Source organism: Helicobacter pylori oki112, from assembly GCF_000600085.1.
GTDB lineage: Bacteria > Campylobacterota > Campylobacteria > Campylobacterales > Helicobacteraceae > Helicobacter > Helicobacter pylori_CY.
Map to the genome: position 1 here is coordinate 266,316 of NZ_CP006821.1, position 16,899 is coordinate 283,214.

General features: G+C 40.7%; 14 protein-coding genes and 1 tRNA gene. 10 read left to right on the plus strand and 5 right to left on the minus strand.

Annotated elements, in window-relative coordinates; all coding sequences use genetic code 11:
* The first annotated feature begins 23 nt into the window (after window positions 1-23).
* From HPOKI112_RS01295 to dxr, 3 genes are read left to right on the plus strand one after another with little or no spacing between them, the layout of a single operon-like run.
* Complete coding sequence (locus tag HPOKI112_RS01295; protein WP_025309608.1) at window positions 24-1,682, plus strand: SLC13 family permease; 1,659 nt, start codon at window positions 24-26, stop codon at window positions 1,680-1,682.
* Window positions 1,683-1,694: 12 nt separating this feature from the next.
* Window positions 1,695-2,495, plus strand: coding sequence for a phosphatidate cytidylyltransferase (locus HPOKI112_RS01300; protein ID WP_025309609.1), 801 nt, complete (start codon window positions 1,695-1,697; stop codon window positions 2,493-2,495).
* A complete protein-coding gene (gene dxr / locus HPOKI112_RS01305; protein ID WP_025276653.1) occupies window positions 2,496-3,596 on the plus strand; it encodes a 1-deoxy-D-xylulose-5-phosphate reductoisomerase in 1,101 nt (366 codons plus the stop codon).
* 180 nt (window positions 3,597-3,776) lie between these two features.
* Here the strand turns inward: dxr and HPOKI112_RS01310 are convergent, their stop codons facing one another.
* The gene (locus HPOKI112_RS01310) at window positions 3,777-4,391 is read right to left on the minus strand and encodes a YbhB/YbcL family Raf kinase inhibitor-like protein (RefSeq protein WP_162471593.1); all 615 of its coding nucleotides are present in this window, start codon (window positions 4,389-4,391) and stop codon (window positions 3,777-3,779) included.
* An 81-nt stretch (window positions 4,392-4,472) separates the two neighbouring features.
* Between HPOKI112_RS01310 and HPOKI112_RS01315 the strand changes: the two genes are divergently transcribed.
* The 6 genes from HPOKI112_RS01315 to msrB all read left to right on the plus strand — a co-directional run bounded on the left by HPOKI112_RS01315 (window position 4,473) and on the right by msrB (window position 10,323).
* Complete coding sequence (locus HPOKI112_RS01315) at window positions 4,473-4,934, plus strand: helix-turn-helix domain-containing protein (RefSeq protein ID WP_014726967.1); 462 nt, start codon at window positions 4,473-4,475, stop codon at window positions 4,932-4,934.
* A 172-nt stretch (window positions 4,935-5,106) separates the two neighbouring features.
* Window positions 5,107-6,270 (plus strand): NifS family cysteine desulfurase, encoded by a 1,164-nt coding sequence (locus HPOKI112_RS01320; RefSeq protein WP_025276657.1) that lies wholly within the window; start codon window positions 5,107-5,109, stop codon window positions 6,268-6,270.
* A 21-nt stretch (window positions 6,271-6,291) separates the two neighbouring features.
* On the plus strand, window positions 6,292-7,272 hold the full coding sequence (locus tag HPOKI112_RS01325; protein ID WP_001052009.1) for an iron-sulfur cluster assembly scaffold protein NifU: 981 nt from the start codon (window positions 6,292-6,294) through the stop codon (window positions 7,270-7,272).
* 156 nt (window positions 7,273-7,428) lie between these two features.
* Window positions 7,429-7,662: a ribbon-helix-helix domain-containing protein gene (locus HPOKI112_RS01330; RefSeq protein WP_000858680.1), complete on the plus strand. Its 234-nt coding sequence runs from the start codon at window positions 7,429-7,431 to the stop codon at window positions 7,660-7,662.
* Window positions 7,663-7,773: 111 nt separating this feature from the next.
* Window positions 7,774-9,120, plus strand: a complete 1,347-nt coding sequence (gene radA / locus HPOKI112_RS01335) for a DNA repair protein RadA (RefSeq protein ID WP_025309611.1) — start codon at window positions 7,774-7,776, stop codon at window positions 9,118-9,120.
* A 123-nt stretch (window positions 9,121-9,243) separates the two neighbouring features.
* Window positions 9,244-10,323, plus strand: coding sequence for a peptide-methionine (R)-S-oxide reductase MsrB (gene msrB / locus HPOKI112_RS01340; protein ID WP_025275610.1), 1,080 nt, complete (start codon window positions 9,244-9,246; stop codon window positions 10,321-10,323).
* A 293-nt stretch (window positions 10,324-10,616) separates the two neighbouring features.
* Here the strand turns inward: msrB and HPOKI112_RS01345 are convergent, their stop codons facing one another.
* On the minus strand, window positions 10,617-11,417 hold the full coding sequence (locus tag HPOKI112_RS01345; protein WP_327062196.1) for a sulfite exporter TauE/SafE family protein: 801 nt from the start codon (window positions 11,415-11,417) through the stop codon (window positions 10,617-10,619).
* Between the two features lie 252 nt (window positions 11,418-11,669).
* Complete coding sequence (gene sabA, locus HPOKI112_RS01350; RefSeq protein ID WP_025309613.1) at window positions 11,670-13,757, minus strand: Hop family adhesin SabA/HopD; 2,088 nt, start codon at window positions 13,755-13,757, stop codon at window positions 11,670-11,672.
* Between the two features lie 272 nt (window positions 13,758-14,029).
* Between sabA and HPOKI112_RS01355 the strand changes: the two genes are divergently transcribed.
* Complete coding sequence (locus HPOKI112_RS01355) at window positions 14,030-15,187, plus strand: SulP family inorganic anion transporter (protein ID WP_025309614.1); 1,158 nt, start codon at window positions 14,030-14,032, stop codon at window positions 15,185-15,187.
* A 34-nt stretch (window positions 15,188-15,221) separates the two neighbouring features.
* Here HPOKI112_RS01355 and HPOKI112_RS01360 read toward each other — a convergent pair.
* Window positions 15,222-15,296 (minus strand) — tRNA-Asn (locus tag HPOKI112_RS01360).
* Window positions 15,297-15,417: 121 nt separating this feature from the next.
* Window positions 15,418-16,869 carry a porin HopA gene (gene hopA / locus HPOKI112_RS01365; protein WP_025275614.1) on the minus strand — a complete coding sequence of 484 codons (1,452 nt, stop codon included), beginning with the start codon at window positions 16,867-16,869 and terminating at the stop codon, window positions 15,418-15,420.
* Window positions 16,870-16,899: the final 30 nt, after the last annotated feature.

Below are 16,899 nucleotides of genomic sequence, written 5' to 3' on the forward strand. Positions count from 1 at the left end.
GTAATTTTAAAGGGTAAAATAAAATGGAAAATCATTCGCATGCCAATACGCATACCGATACGCACACCGATGATAAAAGCACTAAGATCGTGCGTTTGTTGGGTCTCATAGGGGGAGCGTTAATCGCGCTTGTTATCTACTATGCGCTCAATGTTCAAATGCCTCATATTGTAGAAGAAATCCCCAAGCTCAGTTCTTTAAATTATAAGGCGATGCCTGTTGTGGCTGGGGTGGCTGTTTTAATGGGGATATGGTGGATGACTGAAGCCATTGATTTGCCCGCAACCGCGCTTTTACCTTTGGTGCTTTTTAGCGTCTTTAGCGTGGATCAATTCTCTAGCGTCAGCTCTTCTTACGCATCGCCCATTATCTTTCTTTTTATGGGAGGGTTTATTTTAGCTTTAAGCATGCAAAAATGGAACTTGCACACGCGCATCGCTTTAAGCATTATTTTATTAGTAGGCACAAGCCCTAGGAGGTTGATTTTAGGTTTCATGATCGCTACAGGTTTTCTGTCTATGTGGGTGAGCAATACCGCAACGGCGGTGATGATGTTTCCTGTTGGCATGAGCGTTTTGCAATTAGTCGCTAAACTGGTGGGTAAAGAAAACGCCTCTAATTCATGGTATCAAAAAGAAGAAATCACCAAGGCGCATGGGGGTATTATGGGCAATATCGTGCATAAGGGCAAAGATATTACCCAAGTCATTCAAGAAAAGACGATCATTTATCGCACGAATTTCAGCATTTGCTTGATGCTTGGCATCGCTTATTCTGCTTCTATTGGCTCTTTAGGCACTTTGATTGGCACGCCGCCTAACGCTTTATTAGCCGGCTATATGAAAACCGCTTTCAATATTGAAATTGATTTCGCTCAGTGGATGGTGTTTGGGACGCCGTTAGCCTTTATCATGCTCATTTTAGCGTGGCTCTTGCTCACTTATGTGATTTTCCCTTTAAAGATTAAAGAAATCCCAGGGGGTAAGGAAGTCGTTAGATCAGAGTTAAACAAACTAGGCCGTTTGAGTCAGGCGGAAATCTCTGTGGGCGTTATTTTTATTTTAGCGTCTTTAGGGTGGATTTTTTTAGATACGATTTTAAAATCTTGGGGCATTAAAATAGATAAAATTGATTCCGTGATCGCTATGGGGGTTTCTGCGCTTTTATTCATTTTGCCCGCTAACAATCAGGGCGATAGGCTCATTGATTGGGGTGTTGCTAAAAAACTCCCTTGGGATGTGTTGCTTTTATTTGGCGGCGGGTTAGCCTTGAGTGCGCAATTTTCTAAAACCGGGTTGAGTTTGTGGATCGGGCATTTAGTCTCTGGCTTTTCGCATTTACCGATTTTATTCATCATTGTCATGGTCACTTTAATGGTCATTTTCTTAACCGAAATCACTTCTAACACCGCCACCGCTACCGCGTTTTTACCGGTGATTGGGGGAGTGGCGATGGGCATGGGTTATGAAAACCATCAGAGCTTGTTATTGACCATTCCTGTAGCCTTGAGCGCGACTTGCGCGTTCATGCTCCCTGTGGCCACCCCACCCAATGCGATAGCTTATGGCTCTGGGTATGTTAAAATAACGGATATGATTAAAGCCGGTTTGTGGCTTAATTTGGTGGGCGTTGTTTTGATTAGCATGTTTAGCTATTTTTTGGTTTCGTTAATATTTAATTGATTAAGGAAAAAAGTGAAAGAAGAGTTATTTAAAGAAAAATCTCGTTACATTACAGGGTTTGTTTTAATCATTGTAGCAGGCTTGATTTTGTATGCGGACAATTTGTTGTTGTTTTGGGCGGTTTTAGGGGGGATTTATGCGGTAGGATTTTCTGAAGCGTTAAGATTGTTTCAAGTTAAAGCGAGCTTTAGCCTGTATTTCATTTTAGTGTTGTCATGGGTAGTGGCGTATTTTAACGGGCGCCCCATAGAATGCACTCTTATCAGTGCCATGGTCATGGCTAGTGTTATCGCTTATCAAAAAGCGCACCATAGCGAAGCCATTTTACCCTTTTTATACCCGGGCGTTGGGTTTTTTGCGCTTTTTGGGGTTTATAAGGATTTTGGTGCAGTGGCGATCATTTGGCTTTTAGTCGTGGTGGCGGCAAGCGATGTGGGGGCGTTTTTTGGAGGCAAGCTTTTAGGCAAAACCCCTTTCACGCCCACTTCGCCGAATAAAACCTTAGAGGGTGCGTTGATTGGCGTTGTTTTGGCAAGCGTTTTAGGATCGTTTGTGGGCATGGGGAAATTGAGCGGAGGCTTTCTTATGGCGCTTCTATTTAGTTTTTTAATCGCTCTTGTGGCGGTGTTTGGGGATTTGTATGAAAGCTATTTGAAAAGAAGGGTCGGGATCAAAGATAGCGGTAAGATTTTACCCGGGCATGGGGGCGTTTTAGACCGGTTGGATTCCATGCTTTTTGGGGCTTTAGGCTTGCATGCGTTGTTGTATTTTTTAGAAGTTTGGAAAGAGACAGCGGTGTTTTTAGGGGATTGAATGGTTGTTTTAGGAAGCACCGGCTCTATTGGGAAAAACGCCCTAAAAATCGCAAAAAAATTCAAGGTAGAAATAGAGGCCTTAAGCTGTGGGAAAAATATCGCTTTAATCAATGAGCAAATCAAAGTTTTCAAACCCAAGAAAGTGGCGGTTTTAGATCCTAACGATTTGAATAATTTAGAGCCTTTGGGTGCGGAAGTGTTTGTGGGGTTAGACGGCATTGACGCGATGATAGAGGAGTGTGCCTCAAATTTAGTCCTTAACGCTATTGTGGGCGTGGCAGGATTAAAGGCGAGCTTTAAAAGCTTGCAAAGGAACAAAAAACTAGCCCTAGCGAATAAAGAGAGCTTGGTGAGCGCGGGGCATTTATTAGACATTTCACAAATCACGCCCGTTGATAGCGAGCATTTTGGTTTATGGGCGTTGTTGCAAAACAAGACTTTAAAGCCTAAATCTTTAATCATTAGCGCGAGTGGTGGGGCTTTCAGGGACACGCCTTTAGAATTTATTCCTATTCAAAACGCACAAAACGCGCTCAAGCACCCTAATTGGAGCATGGGATCTAAAATCACCATTGATTCAGCGAGCATGGTCAATAAGCTTTTTGAAATCCTAGAAACCTATTGGCTTTTTGGCGCGTCTTTAAAGATTGATGCGCTCATTGAAAGAAGCTCTATCGTGCATGCTTTGGTGGAGTTTGAAGACAACTCTGTCATCGCGCATTTAGCGAGCGCGGACATGAAACTACCCATAAGCTATGCCATTAACCCCAAATTAGCTTCCTTGAACGCTTCCATTAAGCCCTTAGATCTATACGCTTTAAGCGCGATTAAATTTGAACCCATTAGCATGGAGCGCTACACTTTGTGGCGTTATAAAGACTTGTTGTTGGAAAATCCAAAGCTTGGCGTGGTGCTGAATGCGAGCAATGAAGTGGCGATGAAGAAGTTTTTAAATCAAGAAATCGCCTTTGGAGGCTTTATCCAAATCATTTCTCAAGCCTTAGAATTGTATGCTAAAAAATCTTTCAAGCTTTCTACTTTAGATGAAGTGCTAGCGTTAGATAAGGAAGTTAGGGATCGTTTTAAAAATTATAGGTAGCGTTGAATGAATGGTTTGATAAGGAGTTAATGCGTGTTAAATTAGCTTTTGGTGCTTTTAGTTTTAATTTTTAGCGTTATAATCCATCTCGTTAGGGTTGCATAAAACCCCACTTTTTAAAAAAATGAAAGAATATTAAGGTTAAACAAGTTCATTGAACTAAACCTACAAGCTTATAGCTTATTTCCTTACAAACTGCTTGTATAAAAATTCCTTTCTCCCTATGGCAATGATATGGTTGCGCATTTTGTCATGCAAATCGCCTAAGAAAAAAGGGGCTTTTAAGGCGAGTTTAGGAATGTCTAGGGCATACACTTGAATCAAGTAATGGTGATCGCCATTAGGGGGCATGGGACCGATATAGACGCTGTTATTGAGATTGGAGCGTTGTTTTTCGCTTTCACTAAGAGGAGAACGGATAAAGCCTTGAGTGAGCGAATTGACCCCTTGAGTAATCCTTTTATCCATTATGGAAGCGTTTTCTTCTAAAACATTGTAAGAAATATTGCCCACGACCCAATGGACAAACGGCATGCCGCACACTTTTTGCGCATCATGATCGATGAGTTCTAACGCATAGCTTTGAGCGCCTTCTACTTTTTGCCATGAGATTTTAGGCGAATAAGTGGGTAAGCCGTTTGAATTGAGAAACGCTTTAGGGGCGTTACCGCCAAATTTAGCGTCCAAATACCCTTTTGAATCGGTTTGAATCATTACTTCAAAAGTTTTCATTTTAAGCCTTTTTTCTTTGAAATCATTTTGCGTTTTTATTGTAGCATGATCATAAAAACACATCTTAATTTAAGAGCATGGTATTAGAATAATCATTTTTAATGATTAAATAGCTATTTATTTTTAGTGGTTAGTATTGAACGCATGGAAAGTAAAATAAATCGTTTGAGTGCCAAGATAGACGCACTATTGGAACAGCAAAAAAGAGTGATTTCTTTACTAGAAGCTTATTTGAGCGTTTATCCCACCCAAGAGGCTTCAAATAAGTTTTTTAAAAGCGTTAGTCAAGGGATGGAGTTAGCCCCAGAAATCGCGCAAGAAGATGAAGAAAAACGCCTTTATGTGTTGCAATATTTAAGCCATGTGGATATTACTAAAAACAAGCAAGACTCCCAGCTCAAAAAAGATTGTTTGGAATTTATTCAAAGGTTTAATGTCCCAAAGCCCATTATGGTTACTGCTCTTTATAACCTTAGGGGCATTAAGCCCACTAAAAAAGAAGTAGCGAAGCAATTGCAAAAACTCTATGTGTGGGAGAAGCGTTACCAACAAGGGGGGATAGACGCTTTAAAAGACAGGCGTGGGAGACCCCTTAAAAAACCTTAAGCGGGTTGATAGTGGCTGTTGTTGGTTTTTGATAGGAGGATGTTCGCATTTCTCAAAATGTTTTCAAAAATTCATCTTATTTTAAGTTAAAATTAAGAAAATATCTTGTATTTAATCATAATTTAGACCTAGATAAGAAAATCTATGTAAAATTTTTAAGGAGAACACGCATTTGTTACAACGAATTTATTTAGACAATAACGCTACGACTAGGATTGACCCTAAAGTTAAAGAGATCATGGATCCTTTTTTAAGGGATCATTATGGGAATCCTAGCTCGTTACACCAGTTTGGCACAGAAACCCACCCGGCCATTGCAGAAGCATTGGATAAGCTTTATAAGGGCATTAACGCTAGGGATATAGATGATGTGATCATCACTTCTTGCGCGACAGAAAGCAATAATTGGGTTTTAAAGGGCGTGTATTTTGATGAATGTTTGAAAAAGGGCAAAAACCATATTGTAACCACGGTTGCAGAGCATCCGGCGGTGCGATCCACTTGTAATTTTTTAGAAAGCTTGGGGGTGGAGGTTACTTACTTGCCTATTAATGAGCATGGGAGTATCACCGCCGATCAAGTCAAAGAAGCGATCACAGAAAAAACCGCTTTAGTGAGCGTGATGTGGGCGAATAATGAAACCGGTCTCATTTTCCCTATTGAAGAAATTGGGGCTATCTGTAAAGAAAAGGGCGTGTTGTTCCATACCGATGCGGTGCAAGCGATTGGTAAAATCCCTGTAGATGTGTTGAAAGCGAATGTAGATTTCCTTTCTTTTAGTGCGCACAAGTTTCATGGGCCTAAAGGCATTGGGGGATTGTATATTAGAAGTGGGGTGGGATTGACCCCTCTTTTTCATGGCGGGGAGCATATGAATGGCAGGCGCAGCGGGACTTTGAATGTGCCTTATATTGTGGGCATGGGCGAAGCGATGAAATTAGCCGTAGAGCATTTAGACTATGAAAAAGAAGTGGTAGGGAAGTTGCGTGATAAATTAGAAGAAGCGCTTTTGAAAATCCCTGATGTGATGGTGGTAGGCGATCGAATCCATCGTGTGCCTAACACGACTTTAATCAGCGTGAGAGGGATTGAAGGAGAGGCCATGCTGTGGGATTTGAATCGCTCTAATATCGCCGCTTCCACAGGGAGTGCATGCGCGAGTGAGGATTTAGAGGCTAATCCTGTCATGGTAGCGATTGGAGCGAGTAAGGAATTAGCTCATACCGCTATCAGGCTTTCATTGAGCCGTTTTAACACGGAAGCTGAAATTGATAAAACGATTGAAGTTTTCTCTCAAGCGGCTATAAGATTGAGAAACATTTCAAGCTCTTATTAAAAAGAATATAAAGGAATCAAAATGGCAAAACATGATTTAGTGGGTTCGGTTCTCTGGGACGCGTATTCTAAAGAAGTTCAAAGACGCATGGACAACCCTACGCATTTAGGGGTCATCACCGAAGAGCAGGCTAAAGCCAAAAACGCTAAGCTCATTGTGGCGGATTATGGTGCAGAAGCATGCGGTGATGCGGTGAGGTTGTATTGGCTTGTAGATGAAAGCACGGATACGATTGTTGACGCGAAGTTTAAAAGCTTTGGTTGCGGGACAGCGATCGCAAGCTCAGACATGATGGTAGAGTTGTGTTTGAATAAAAGAGTCCAAGATGCGGTAAAAATCACGAATTTAGATGTGGAAAGAGGCTTGAGAGACGATCCGGACACGCCGGCTGTCCCTGGGCAAAAAATGCACTGCTCAGTGATGGCGTATGATGTGATCAAAAAAGCTGCCGGCATGTATTTGGGGAAAAACGCTGAAGATTTTGAAGAAGAAATCATCGTGTGCGAGTGCGCTAGGGTGAGTTTAGGCACGATTAAAGAAGTGATTAAGCTCAATGATTTAAAAAGCGTTGAAGAAATCACTAACTACACCAAAGCCGGTGCTTTCTGTAAAAGCTGTGTGAGGCCTGGAGGGCATGAAAAAAGGGATTATTACCTGGTGGATATTCTTAAAGAAGTGCGCGAAGAAATGGAAGCTGAAAAACTTAAAGCCGCTGCGAATAAATCCCAAAGTGGGGAATTGGCTTTCAGGGAAATGACTATGGTTCAAAAGATTAAAGCGGTGGATAAAGTCATTGATGAAAATATCCGCGCTATGCTTATGATGGACGGAGGGGATTTAGAGATTTTAGACATTAAAGAAAGCGATGATTACATTGATGTGTATATCCGCTACATGGGGGCATGCGATGGGTGCATGAGCGCGACTACCGGGACTTTATTTGCCATTGAAAACGCCTTGCAGGAATTATTGGATCGCAGTATTAGGGTGTTACCGATTTGATTTGTTCTTTTTAGGGGGTGAAAGCCTTTTTTGAGCGAAGCGCTAATTAACTCAAGAATGAGGAATGATTAGTGCTTGCGGCATTATTCATTATACGCTACTTTTATGCTAACATGCTATTTTGAAGCGATTTGCGATGATGATTGAAGGAACTTGATGAAAACGACAGAAAACACAGATGAAACTCATTTAAGGGGAACTAAAAATAAACTAGGACGCAAACCAAAAGCAGACGCTAATAAAAAAACTCGCGCTGTGAGCTTGTATTTTTCTGATGAGCAATACCAAAAACTAGAGAAAATGGCTAACGAAGAAGAAGAAAGCGTGGGATCTTATATCAAACGCTATATTTTGAAGGCTTTAAGAAAAATAGAACAAAATGGTGCTTGATAACTTTTTAACTTGGTTTTAGTTTAGCTTTACGAGTTTTGCTACAGAACAAAACCAAAACCCCGTTTTTATCTAGTTTTTAGCTGTGTGATTTTAAAAAAGAGTGGTATTTTGGCTAAAAAAACTTCTTTATTTGAGTGTCAGCATTGCGGTTTTACAAGCCCTAAGTGGCTGGGCAAGTGCATTCAATGCAACGCATGGGAGAGTTTTATAGAATTGAACAAAGCCCAAAAGGAAGTTTTAAACACGCTTAAAAATCCGATCCCAAAAGTGCAAAAAAGCGTTTCTATCGCTGCAATTGAGCATGAAGAAGTGGTGAAGTTTTCTTCTACTCAAAGCGAATTGGATATTGTCTTAGGTGGGGGGATCGCTAAAGGGGGGTTGTATTTAGTGGGGGGGAGTCCTGGGGTAGGCAAATCCACTCTGCTTTTAAAAGTGGCTTCTGGCTTAGCCAAAAACCAGCAAAAGGTTTTGTATGTGAGCGGGGAAGAGAGCTTGAGCCAGATTAAAATGCGCGCCATTAGATTGGATTGCATAGAAAAAGAATTGTATCTGCTCAATGAAATCAATTGGCCTGTGATTAAGGCTAATATAGAAAGCGAAAATTATTTTGCTTGCGTGATTGATTCCATCCAAACGCTTTATTCGCCAGAGATTTCTTCAGCGCCCGGCTCTATTTCGCAAGTGCGAGAGATCACTTTTGAGCTCATGCGTTTGGCCAAAACAAGAGATATTGCTATTTTTATCATCGGTCATATCACTAAAGAAGGGAGCATCGCAGGGCCTAGAGTGCTAGAGCATATGGTGGATAGCGTGCTGTATTTTGAGGGCGATCCCAGTAGGGAATTAAGGATTTTAAGGAGTTTTAAAAACCGCTTTGGCCCTACGAGTGAAATCGGCTTGTTTGAGATGAAAGAGCAGGGTTTGGTGAGCGCTAAAGAAGCTTCAAGCTTGTTTTTTTCCAAAGAAGAGCCTATGGAGGGGAGTGCGATCACCATCACTTTAGAAGGCTCAAGGGCGTTGATTTTAGAAATCCAGGCGTTGGTGAGCGAGTGCAGTTTCGGAGCGCCCAAACGATTAGCAAACGGGTTTGACACCAACCGCCTTAACATGCTCATCGCTTTATTAGAAAAAAAGCTAGAAATCCCCTTAAACCGTCATGATGTGTTCATCAATGTGAGCGGAGGGATTAAGATTAGCGAGCCGGCTTGCGATTTAGCGGTCATTGCCAGTATCCTTTCAAGCTTTAAAAACAGAAAAATTGACAATAAAACGGCGTTTTTGGGCGAAGTGAGTTTGAATGGCAGGATTTTAGAAGCCCCCAATTTGAACGCTAGATTAAAAGAAATGGAAAATTACGGCTTTTTAAAAGCCATTTTGCCTAAAAAACCCAGCCAAAAAACCTCGATCAAATGCTATGAAGCCAATGCGGTGGGCAAGATTGTTGAATGGATGTGATTGGAGCTTTTGTTACCTAATAGAACAGAGCCTTATTGAAATTTAAACTCAATTTAAAGAACAATTACCATTTTTTTTAGTTATAATGGCGGACACTATTAAAATTAAAACAAAGGTTATTCAATGAAAGTATTATCTTATTTGAAAAATTTTTATCTTTTTCTAGCGATAGGAGCAATCATGCAAGCGAATGAAAACATGGGATCTAAACTTCCCAAAACCGATGAAAGAGTGATTTATCTGGCTGGGGGGTGTTTTTGGGGGCTAGAGGCGTATATGGAGAGGATTTATGGCGTTATAGACGCAAGCTCTGGCTACGCTAACGGCAAGACTTCAAGCACGAATTATGAAAAATTGCATGAAAGCGATCATGCTGAAAGCGTGAAAGTCGTTTATGATCCTAAAAAAATCAGTTTAGACAAGTTGCTGCGCTATTATTTTAAAGTGATTGATCCGGTGAGCGTGAACAAGCAGGGTAATGATGTGGGCAGGCAGTATCGCACAGGGATTTATTATGTCAATAGCGCGGATAAAGAAGTGATAGACAACGCCTTAAAAGCGTTGCAAAAAGAAGTGAAAGGCAAAATCGCTATTGAAGTAGAGCCTTTAAAAAATTATGTGAGAGCTGAAGAATACCACCAAGATTATTTGAAAAAACACCCCGGTGGTTATTGCCATATTGATTTGAAAAAGGCGGATGAAGTGATTGTAGATAGCGATAAATACACCAAACCCAGCGATGAAGTTTTAAAGAAAAAACTCACCAAACTCCAGTATGAAGTGACGCAAAACAAACACACTGAGAAACCCTTTGAAAACGAGTATTACAACAAAGAAGAAGAGGGCATTTATGTGGATATTACCACAGGCGAGCCGTTATTTTCTTCAGCGGATAAATACGACTCCGGTTGCGGGTGGCCAAGCTTTTCTAAGCCCATCAATAAAGATGTGGTGAAATACGAAGACGATGAGAGCCTTAATAGGAAACGCATTGAAGTATTAAGCCGTATTGGTAAGGCGCATTTAGGGCATGTGTTTAACGATGGGCCCAAAGAATTAGGGGGCTTAAGGTATTGTATCAATAGCGCGGCTTTAAGGTTTATCCCCTTAAAAGACATGGAAAAAGAGGGTTATGGCGAGTTTATCCCTTATATCAAAAAGGGTGAATTGAAAAAATACATCCAAGATAAAAAGTCGCATTAAGGGGTAATGACTAAGCCCCCTAAGGGGGGTTAAAATAGGGGGTTTAAGCGTTTGGGTTGTCTTATAAAAACGCTAAAAACCGCCCACTGATTGTTTTTTAACTATTCTTATTCTCAAAAAAACAACCCCTATAAAATGGTTTTTATTCCTTAAAAGAAATGATTTAAAAAATGTATTTTTTTGTTTTCATTAAATAGGGATAATTAAAGCTTTTTTAAAAAGCTATCCTTTGATTAAATCAAGCTCTTTTGCTGTTTGATTTTTAAAAATGCCCTTGAAGCGTTTTTAGATTTTTACCCCATGATGAGCTTGTGTAAAGTCGCTAAAATGCTTAAAGCATAAATGAGGAGCAACAGGATTTTATGCACCTTTTCATTAGCCAAAGCAATAAGCTTAATGCCAATACCCACCCCTAAAAACGCTCCAATACCGGTAATCACCCCCGCTTGAACGCTTATATCATCAAGAACTCTCCCATTATAAAGAGAGATGACCCCGGATAAAGAAGCGAACACCACAAAAAACAGCCCCAAAGGCACGATTTTTTTAGAATCGTATTTTAAAAAATAGCCCAAAAACGGCACCATTAAAATCCCCCCACCCATGCCTAACGGGATAGAAAAAATGCCGGTAACAAAACCGGCGAGCATCAAAACCCCATGCGTTCTGTCCATAGACACAAAAGGGAGCGGGCGCTTTTTTTCTGGCGTTTTGTTATTCGCATGCAAATCAAAATGCATTTCTTCAAAATGTTCTGGTTTCTTGTTGTTAGAAAAAGCGTATTTGATAAAGGTGTAGCACACCACCACCACAAACACCGCCATTAAAATCTTATCGTCAATGATTTTTAAAATAAAGCTCCCTAAAATCGCCCCCATTAGCCCTCCAAACGCGGCAAATGAGCCTTCTTTCAAATCCAATAAGCCCTTTTTGTAATTGATGATAGAGCCGACCACTGAAGAAAAAAGCATTTGCATGAGCGAAATACCCACCGCATGGCTATAGCTAAAATGCGCAAAAATCGCGCTAGGGACGACAATCTCCCCCCCGCCAATCCCAAAAAACCCGGCGGTAATGCCGGTGAATAGCCCCACAAGAGCCAAAATAAACGCTGTTGATTCTTCCATAAAAACTCCCTAAATTCTAAATTATTACTTTATCAAAAAAGAGTGATAATCTTTAAAAAATCTTTCTTTAATGATTACAAAAATAGGGTTTTGATTACTTTAGTTTTATAGTTTAAGAGCGATTGCAAGAAATAAGCTCTCTATAAAGCACTTAATTTTAAAAATGCCCTTAAGCGTTTCAAACAAGCCCCCTTTTAAAGAGGGTTTTAAAAGAGGGTTTTAATAAGCAAACACATAATTCAAATACACGCTATAGAGCCTTCTGTATTTGAGTTTAGCGCCCATGAAAGAATAATAGTTGGTGTTGATCGTAGGGATTTTCACGCCCAATTCCACGCCATGCTGAGCGGCATGATCGCTGTCTTTTTTCTTAGCCCTAGCGAGGTTCATTCTCAAGCCTAAATTGAATAAAAATTGGAAATTAGCCACATTCACTTTAGCGCTATAGATATTACCCACCATGTTCAAATTCACAAATTCAGAATTAAGCCATGAAGTCCCAGCTAATGCAAAGCCTCCAAAAAGCCCCACGGAGAGCTTGTTATTCTTGCCTAAAAAGTTGGTGTTTTTATCGTTGATGAAGTTATAAAGCGCATCCATACCCACCCCATAAGTCCAAACATCAGAAGCGGAGTTGAAAAAATTGGATTTGATGAACGCATGGTTATAATCAAAAAAGCCGTAATACCTTAACCCGCACCTTCTTTTTTTGCCAAAGAATTGTTTATAGCCCACTTGCACGCCGATCCCATTCATCGCGCCGTTATTGGTTTGAGAGCTAATCATGCCAAAGCGCCTGAAAGGGTTTTTGCCTAATTCTTGCGTGGTGGCTTGGAGCTGGTTGTATTTGTTGGTATCCAAAGAATAAGTGAGCAGACCTTCTGGGGAATTAGGGTTTTGAGTGGAATGCGTCATGTTTTGAAGAGATTTAGCGTTAGGCAAGCCAGAGATAGCGCTATTGATCGCTTTTTGGTCGCTTCCTAAAGTGTTAAGGGCTCCTTTAAAATCCAAAATGGTTTGAGCCAAAGCTTTCTCTTGATTGACCTGATTGCCATAATAAGCGGTGTGTTGCTCTAAAGAATTGAGAGTTTCTTTCACAAACGCGCAACCTGAACCATAAGTGTTGTCGTTAATCACGCCAGCTGATCCTGCTGTGCACTCTTCTAGATCTTGTTGGATAGGCCCTTGAATGCTGTGGAAATTGTCCGCAACTTGCTTAGCTAAATTTAAAATCTCTGCTTGAGTGTTCGCTCTGTTGAGCATTTCTTTGGCAAACCCTTTGTCTTCAGAAGTGTAGGGGTTGAAATTGTTTGGTTGCGTGATTTGGGCATTTTCATTAGCGTTAAGCTGTTTAGTTTTTTCTAAAACGGCTTGAGCGTTTTTAATCATCTCGTTAATCGCGTTAAAACTCTCGCCAAAAATATCCGTCACACTACCGGTCTTACCGCCAAACCCCCATGCCCCACCGCCACCATTCACATGCGGGTTTTGGGTGGTAAGGACATTGATGATAGTAGCGGCTTGTTGCAAAAGGTTTTCAGCGTCATTGACGCTGCTAATCTTTAGCTGGATTGGGATTGATGATCCGCCTGAATAATAATTGCCATTCCCATCGGGGTAAGTGTATTCTGTGGTGGGGTTTTTTGTGAAAGTTTGATTGATACTGACTACCATATTTTTAGAGCTGTTCAAGGCAGGCATCCCGCCTCCTTGGTTTTGGTTTAAAGCGGTTTGGATAGTTTGATAAGCGGTATTGAGAACTTGGTATTCACTGCTAGATAGGATACCATTTGGCCCTACATTACTAGCTCCATTGCAAGTGGTGGTGGTTGTTCCGCTACCGGTGTTGTAGCTGTAGTTGGGCGTGTTACTAAACGATCGAACGCCTCCATTTTCTAAATGTTCTGTGCCAAGATTGGGACCAGGGCCGCAACTGATACCAAAGGCTATGACTTGCCACATGCCCACGGCGGCATTGAGCACTAAAGCCACGGCTTGATAGGCTGGGGAAGTGGTGGTAGCGCTAGTGAGGTTGATTGCGCTTGAGCTTAAATTGTCAATCGCGCTTGTGATAGCACTGGGCGTGCTGGCTTGATTGACTAAGGAATTTAAGTAATTGTATTGGTTTAAAAGGTTGTTTAAGTTATCGTATCTGTCCGCAAGATTTTGCAACGCTCCTGTGTTTTTCACTTTTTGAACCGCTTCACCGATTTGATAGCCCACGCTCATGTAAAATCCGTCATCTTCAGCCCTTGATAATGAAGCCATGAGAGAAAGAGAGAGTAAGAGGGATTTTTTGATTTTCATGTTTTCTCCTTTTATTAGATTAGATTTTTCTTCACATTCCCATGATATGATAGTCATGTTTATGAAATTTTGCCATTTTACCACACATTTACCACACAATGCTTATTCTTAGCTTAAAATTTATATTTTGAAAAAAAAAAAAAAAACAATTTTAAGTATTTTTTACAATAAAATATCATATATCTTGATTTAAGAAAAGGAATTTTATCCGGTTTGAAATTGGTTTTTAAATCTTTGGTTACAATCAAGCCATTCTAATGAGAAAGAAAGGCATGTTTGAAAAGATACAAAAAGAATGGCTGAGCAACATTCAAAAAGATTTGTTGTCTGGTTTTGTGGTGGGGCTTTCTGTGATCCCAGAGACGGCCGGTTTTGCGATCATGGTGGGTTTAGATGTGGGCGTGGCGTTTTATACGACCTTTTACATGGCTTTTGTTTTGTCTCTTTTTGGGGCTAGAAAGGCGATGATTAGCGCAGCAGCCGGCTCAGTGGCACTCATTTTGGTGGGCGTGGTTAAAAACTATGGGCTTGAATACGCGGGCGTGGCGACTCTTATGGCAGGGGTGTTGCAAATTCTTTTAGGCTATTTGAAAATAGGGAATCTTTTAAAATTTATCCCTCAATCAGTGATGTATGGCTTTGTGAACGCGCTAGGCATTTTGCTTTTAACAGAGCAATTCAAATTCCTTCAAAACCAAAATTTGGGGGTGTTTATCTTACTCGCTATTGGGATATTGATTATTTATTTATTCCCTTTAATCACTAAAAAAATCCCCTCTAATTTAATCTGTATCCTTGCAATCAGTGCGATCGCTTTAATTTTTGATATGCATGCGCCGAATTTGGGGAGCATTGAGCAAGGGGTTTCAGGCTTTCATTTCATCATTATCCCAAAAAATTTGGATTTTAAAATTTTGGTAGGATTGTTGCCTTACGCTCTTTCTTTAGCGCTAGTTGGCACGATAGAAAGCTTATTGACCGCTAAAACTTTAGACGTTATTTTAAAAGACGGCGTGAGCGATAAAAATAAAGAAACTAAAGCGCAAGGCTTGGGGAATATCATCTCAGGGCTTTTAGGGGGAATGACAGGGTGCGCTTTAGTGGGGCAGTCTATCATTAACGCAAAATCCGGGGCCAAAACAAGGCTTTCTACTTTTTTTGCCGGCTTTTCTTTAATGGTGCTAATATTAGTGTTTAATGAATATGTGGTTAAAATCCCCATTGTGGCGGTTGTGGCGGTGATGGTGATGATTTCTTTCACCACTTTTAATTTCCAATCCATTATTAACATTAAAAAAATCAAGCCCTATGACACGCTAAACATGCTCTTAGTCGTGGCAGTGGTTTTATACACGCATAATTTAGCGATAGGGGTTGTGGTGGGGGTTTTAGTCAATGCGTTATGGATCAAATCTAAAGGGATTGCATGAAGTTTTGCTATAAAAAGTTAGGTAGTTAAAAGTATGGCTCCAGATGTAGGATTCGAACCTACGACCAAGCGGTTAACAGCCGCCTACTCTACCGCTGAGCTAATCTGGAATTTCGCTCAAAAAGAAATTTTAGTGTGTTTTTTGTAAAAAGTCAAGTAAAATGATGCCGTTATTTATTGAGAGCCAAAAAATTGGCTTTGTCCTCATTAATAATGAGAACCGATTCAATATCAATAAGCCAAAACATAATTGAAATACACGCTATAAAGTCTTCTATAGGCTAATTTAGCGCCCATGAAAGAATAGTAATTCGTGTTGATGGTGGGGATTTTCACGCCTAATTCAACGCCATGGTGAATCCCTTGAAGCCTTAAACCGGTATTGAATAAGAATTGGAAATTGGTGTTGTTGATTTTAGCGTTGTAGATGCTAGTGGTGGTTTTTAAATTCACCAATTGGGAATTGAGCCATGTCGTGCCGGCTAGAGCGATGCCCCCAAAAATACCAAAAGAGACTTTGCGGTTTTTATCGGATCCGCCATTGATGAAATTCAATAAAAGATCACTGCCCGCACCATAGGTGAAAACATTGGAAGCGGAGTTGAAAAAGTTGGATTTGATATAGGCATGGTTGTAATCAAAAAAGGCATAATACCGGATCCCAAAAAATTTATTTTTACCAAAGAATTGCTTATAGCCTAGTTGCACGCCCACGCCATTCATCGCCCCGTTATTGCTTTGAGAATTAATTAATCCCACGCTTCTAAAAGGGTTATGGCCAAACTCTTTGGTGGTGGTTTGGAATTGAGAATATTGGGTTTCGTTGAGAGAATAACTATAGCTAGATCGGCTCACCAAACTGTGAAACCCTTTAGAACCGGGCGTTTTTTGAAGGGTGTTATAGATGGTTGCTAAATTGTCCCCTTTGAGGTAAGAGATCGTGTCATTAATAACGCTTGATACTTCATTAAGGTTTTTATTGAAATCAGCGTTGGTAAACGCGCTTGGTTGGTTTGGACTTTCTGGGCTAGTTCTTCGGGCTTCTGCAGCGGCTTTTTTGGCGCTATCAATCATGCTGTTTATGGCGTTAAAGGTGTTGCCAAAAATATTGCATGCGTTCCCATTTGCATTAATGCCCCATGGTTTGCCATTGCCCCCATCTATTCCTGGGCATTGGCTTTGAAGGGTGCTAATAATGGTGTTGGCTTGAGTTAAAAGCTGGTCATAGTCATTTGCAATGGTGAGATTATTGTTTTTATTTTCTAGGGTATTTTGGAGCAATTGAGAAATCGCATTGATTTGGTTGTATTTATCAGTGGGTAGCGTGCCATTGGCTAAATTAGAGGCTACCACTTGCCACATGCCCACCGCAGAGCTGAGCGCTGAAGACACGGCTTGATTGGCGCTATTAGGGGTCGTTTTTAATCTGTTAGCGCTCTCTTTTAGATTGTCAATCGCTTGAGCGGTGCTTGAATCGGTGTTAGAGGCCGTTTGTTTGAGTTCGTTATAGCGGGTTAAAAGATTGTTCAAATTTTCATAAGCGTTGGAGACTTTTTGGATTTCGCCGGTGTTTTTCACCATTTGTGCGGCTTCGCCGATTTGATAGCCCACGCTCATAAAAACGCCGTCATTTTCAGCAAGGAGCGATGACGCCATAAGAGGAAGTAAAATCGTTTTTTTCATAAAATGTTCCTTAAAGTAATGTTTTATTTG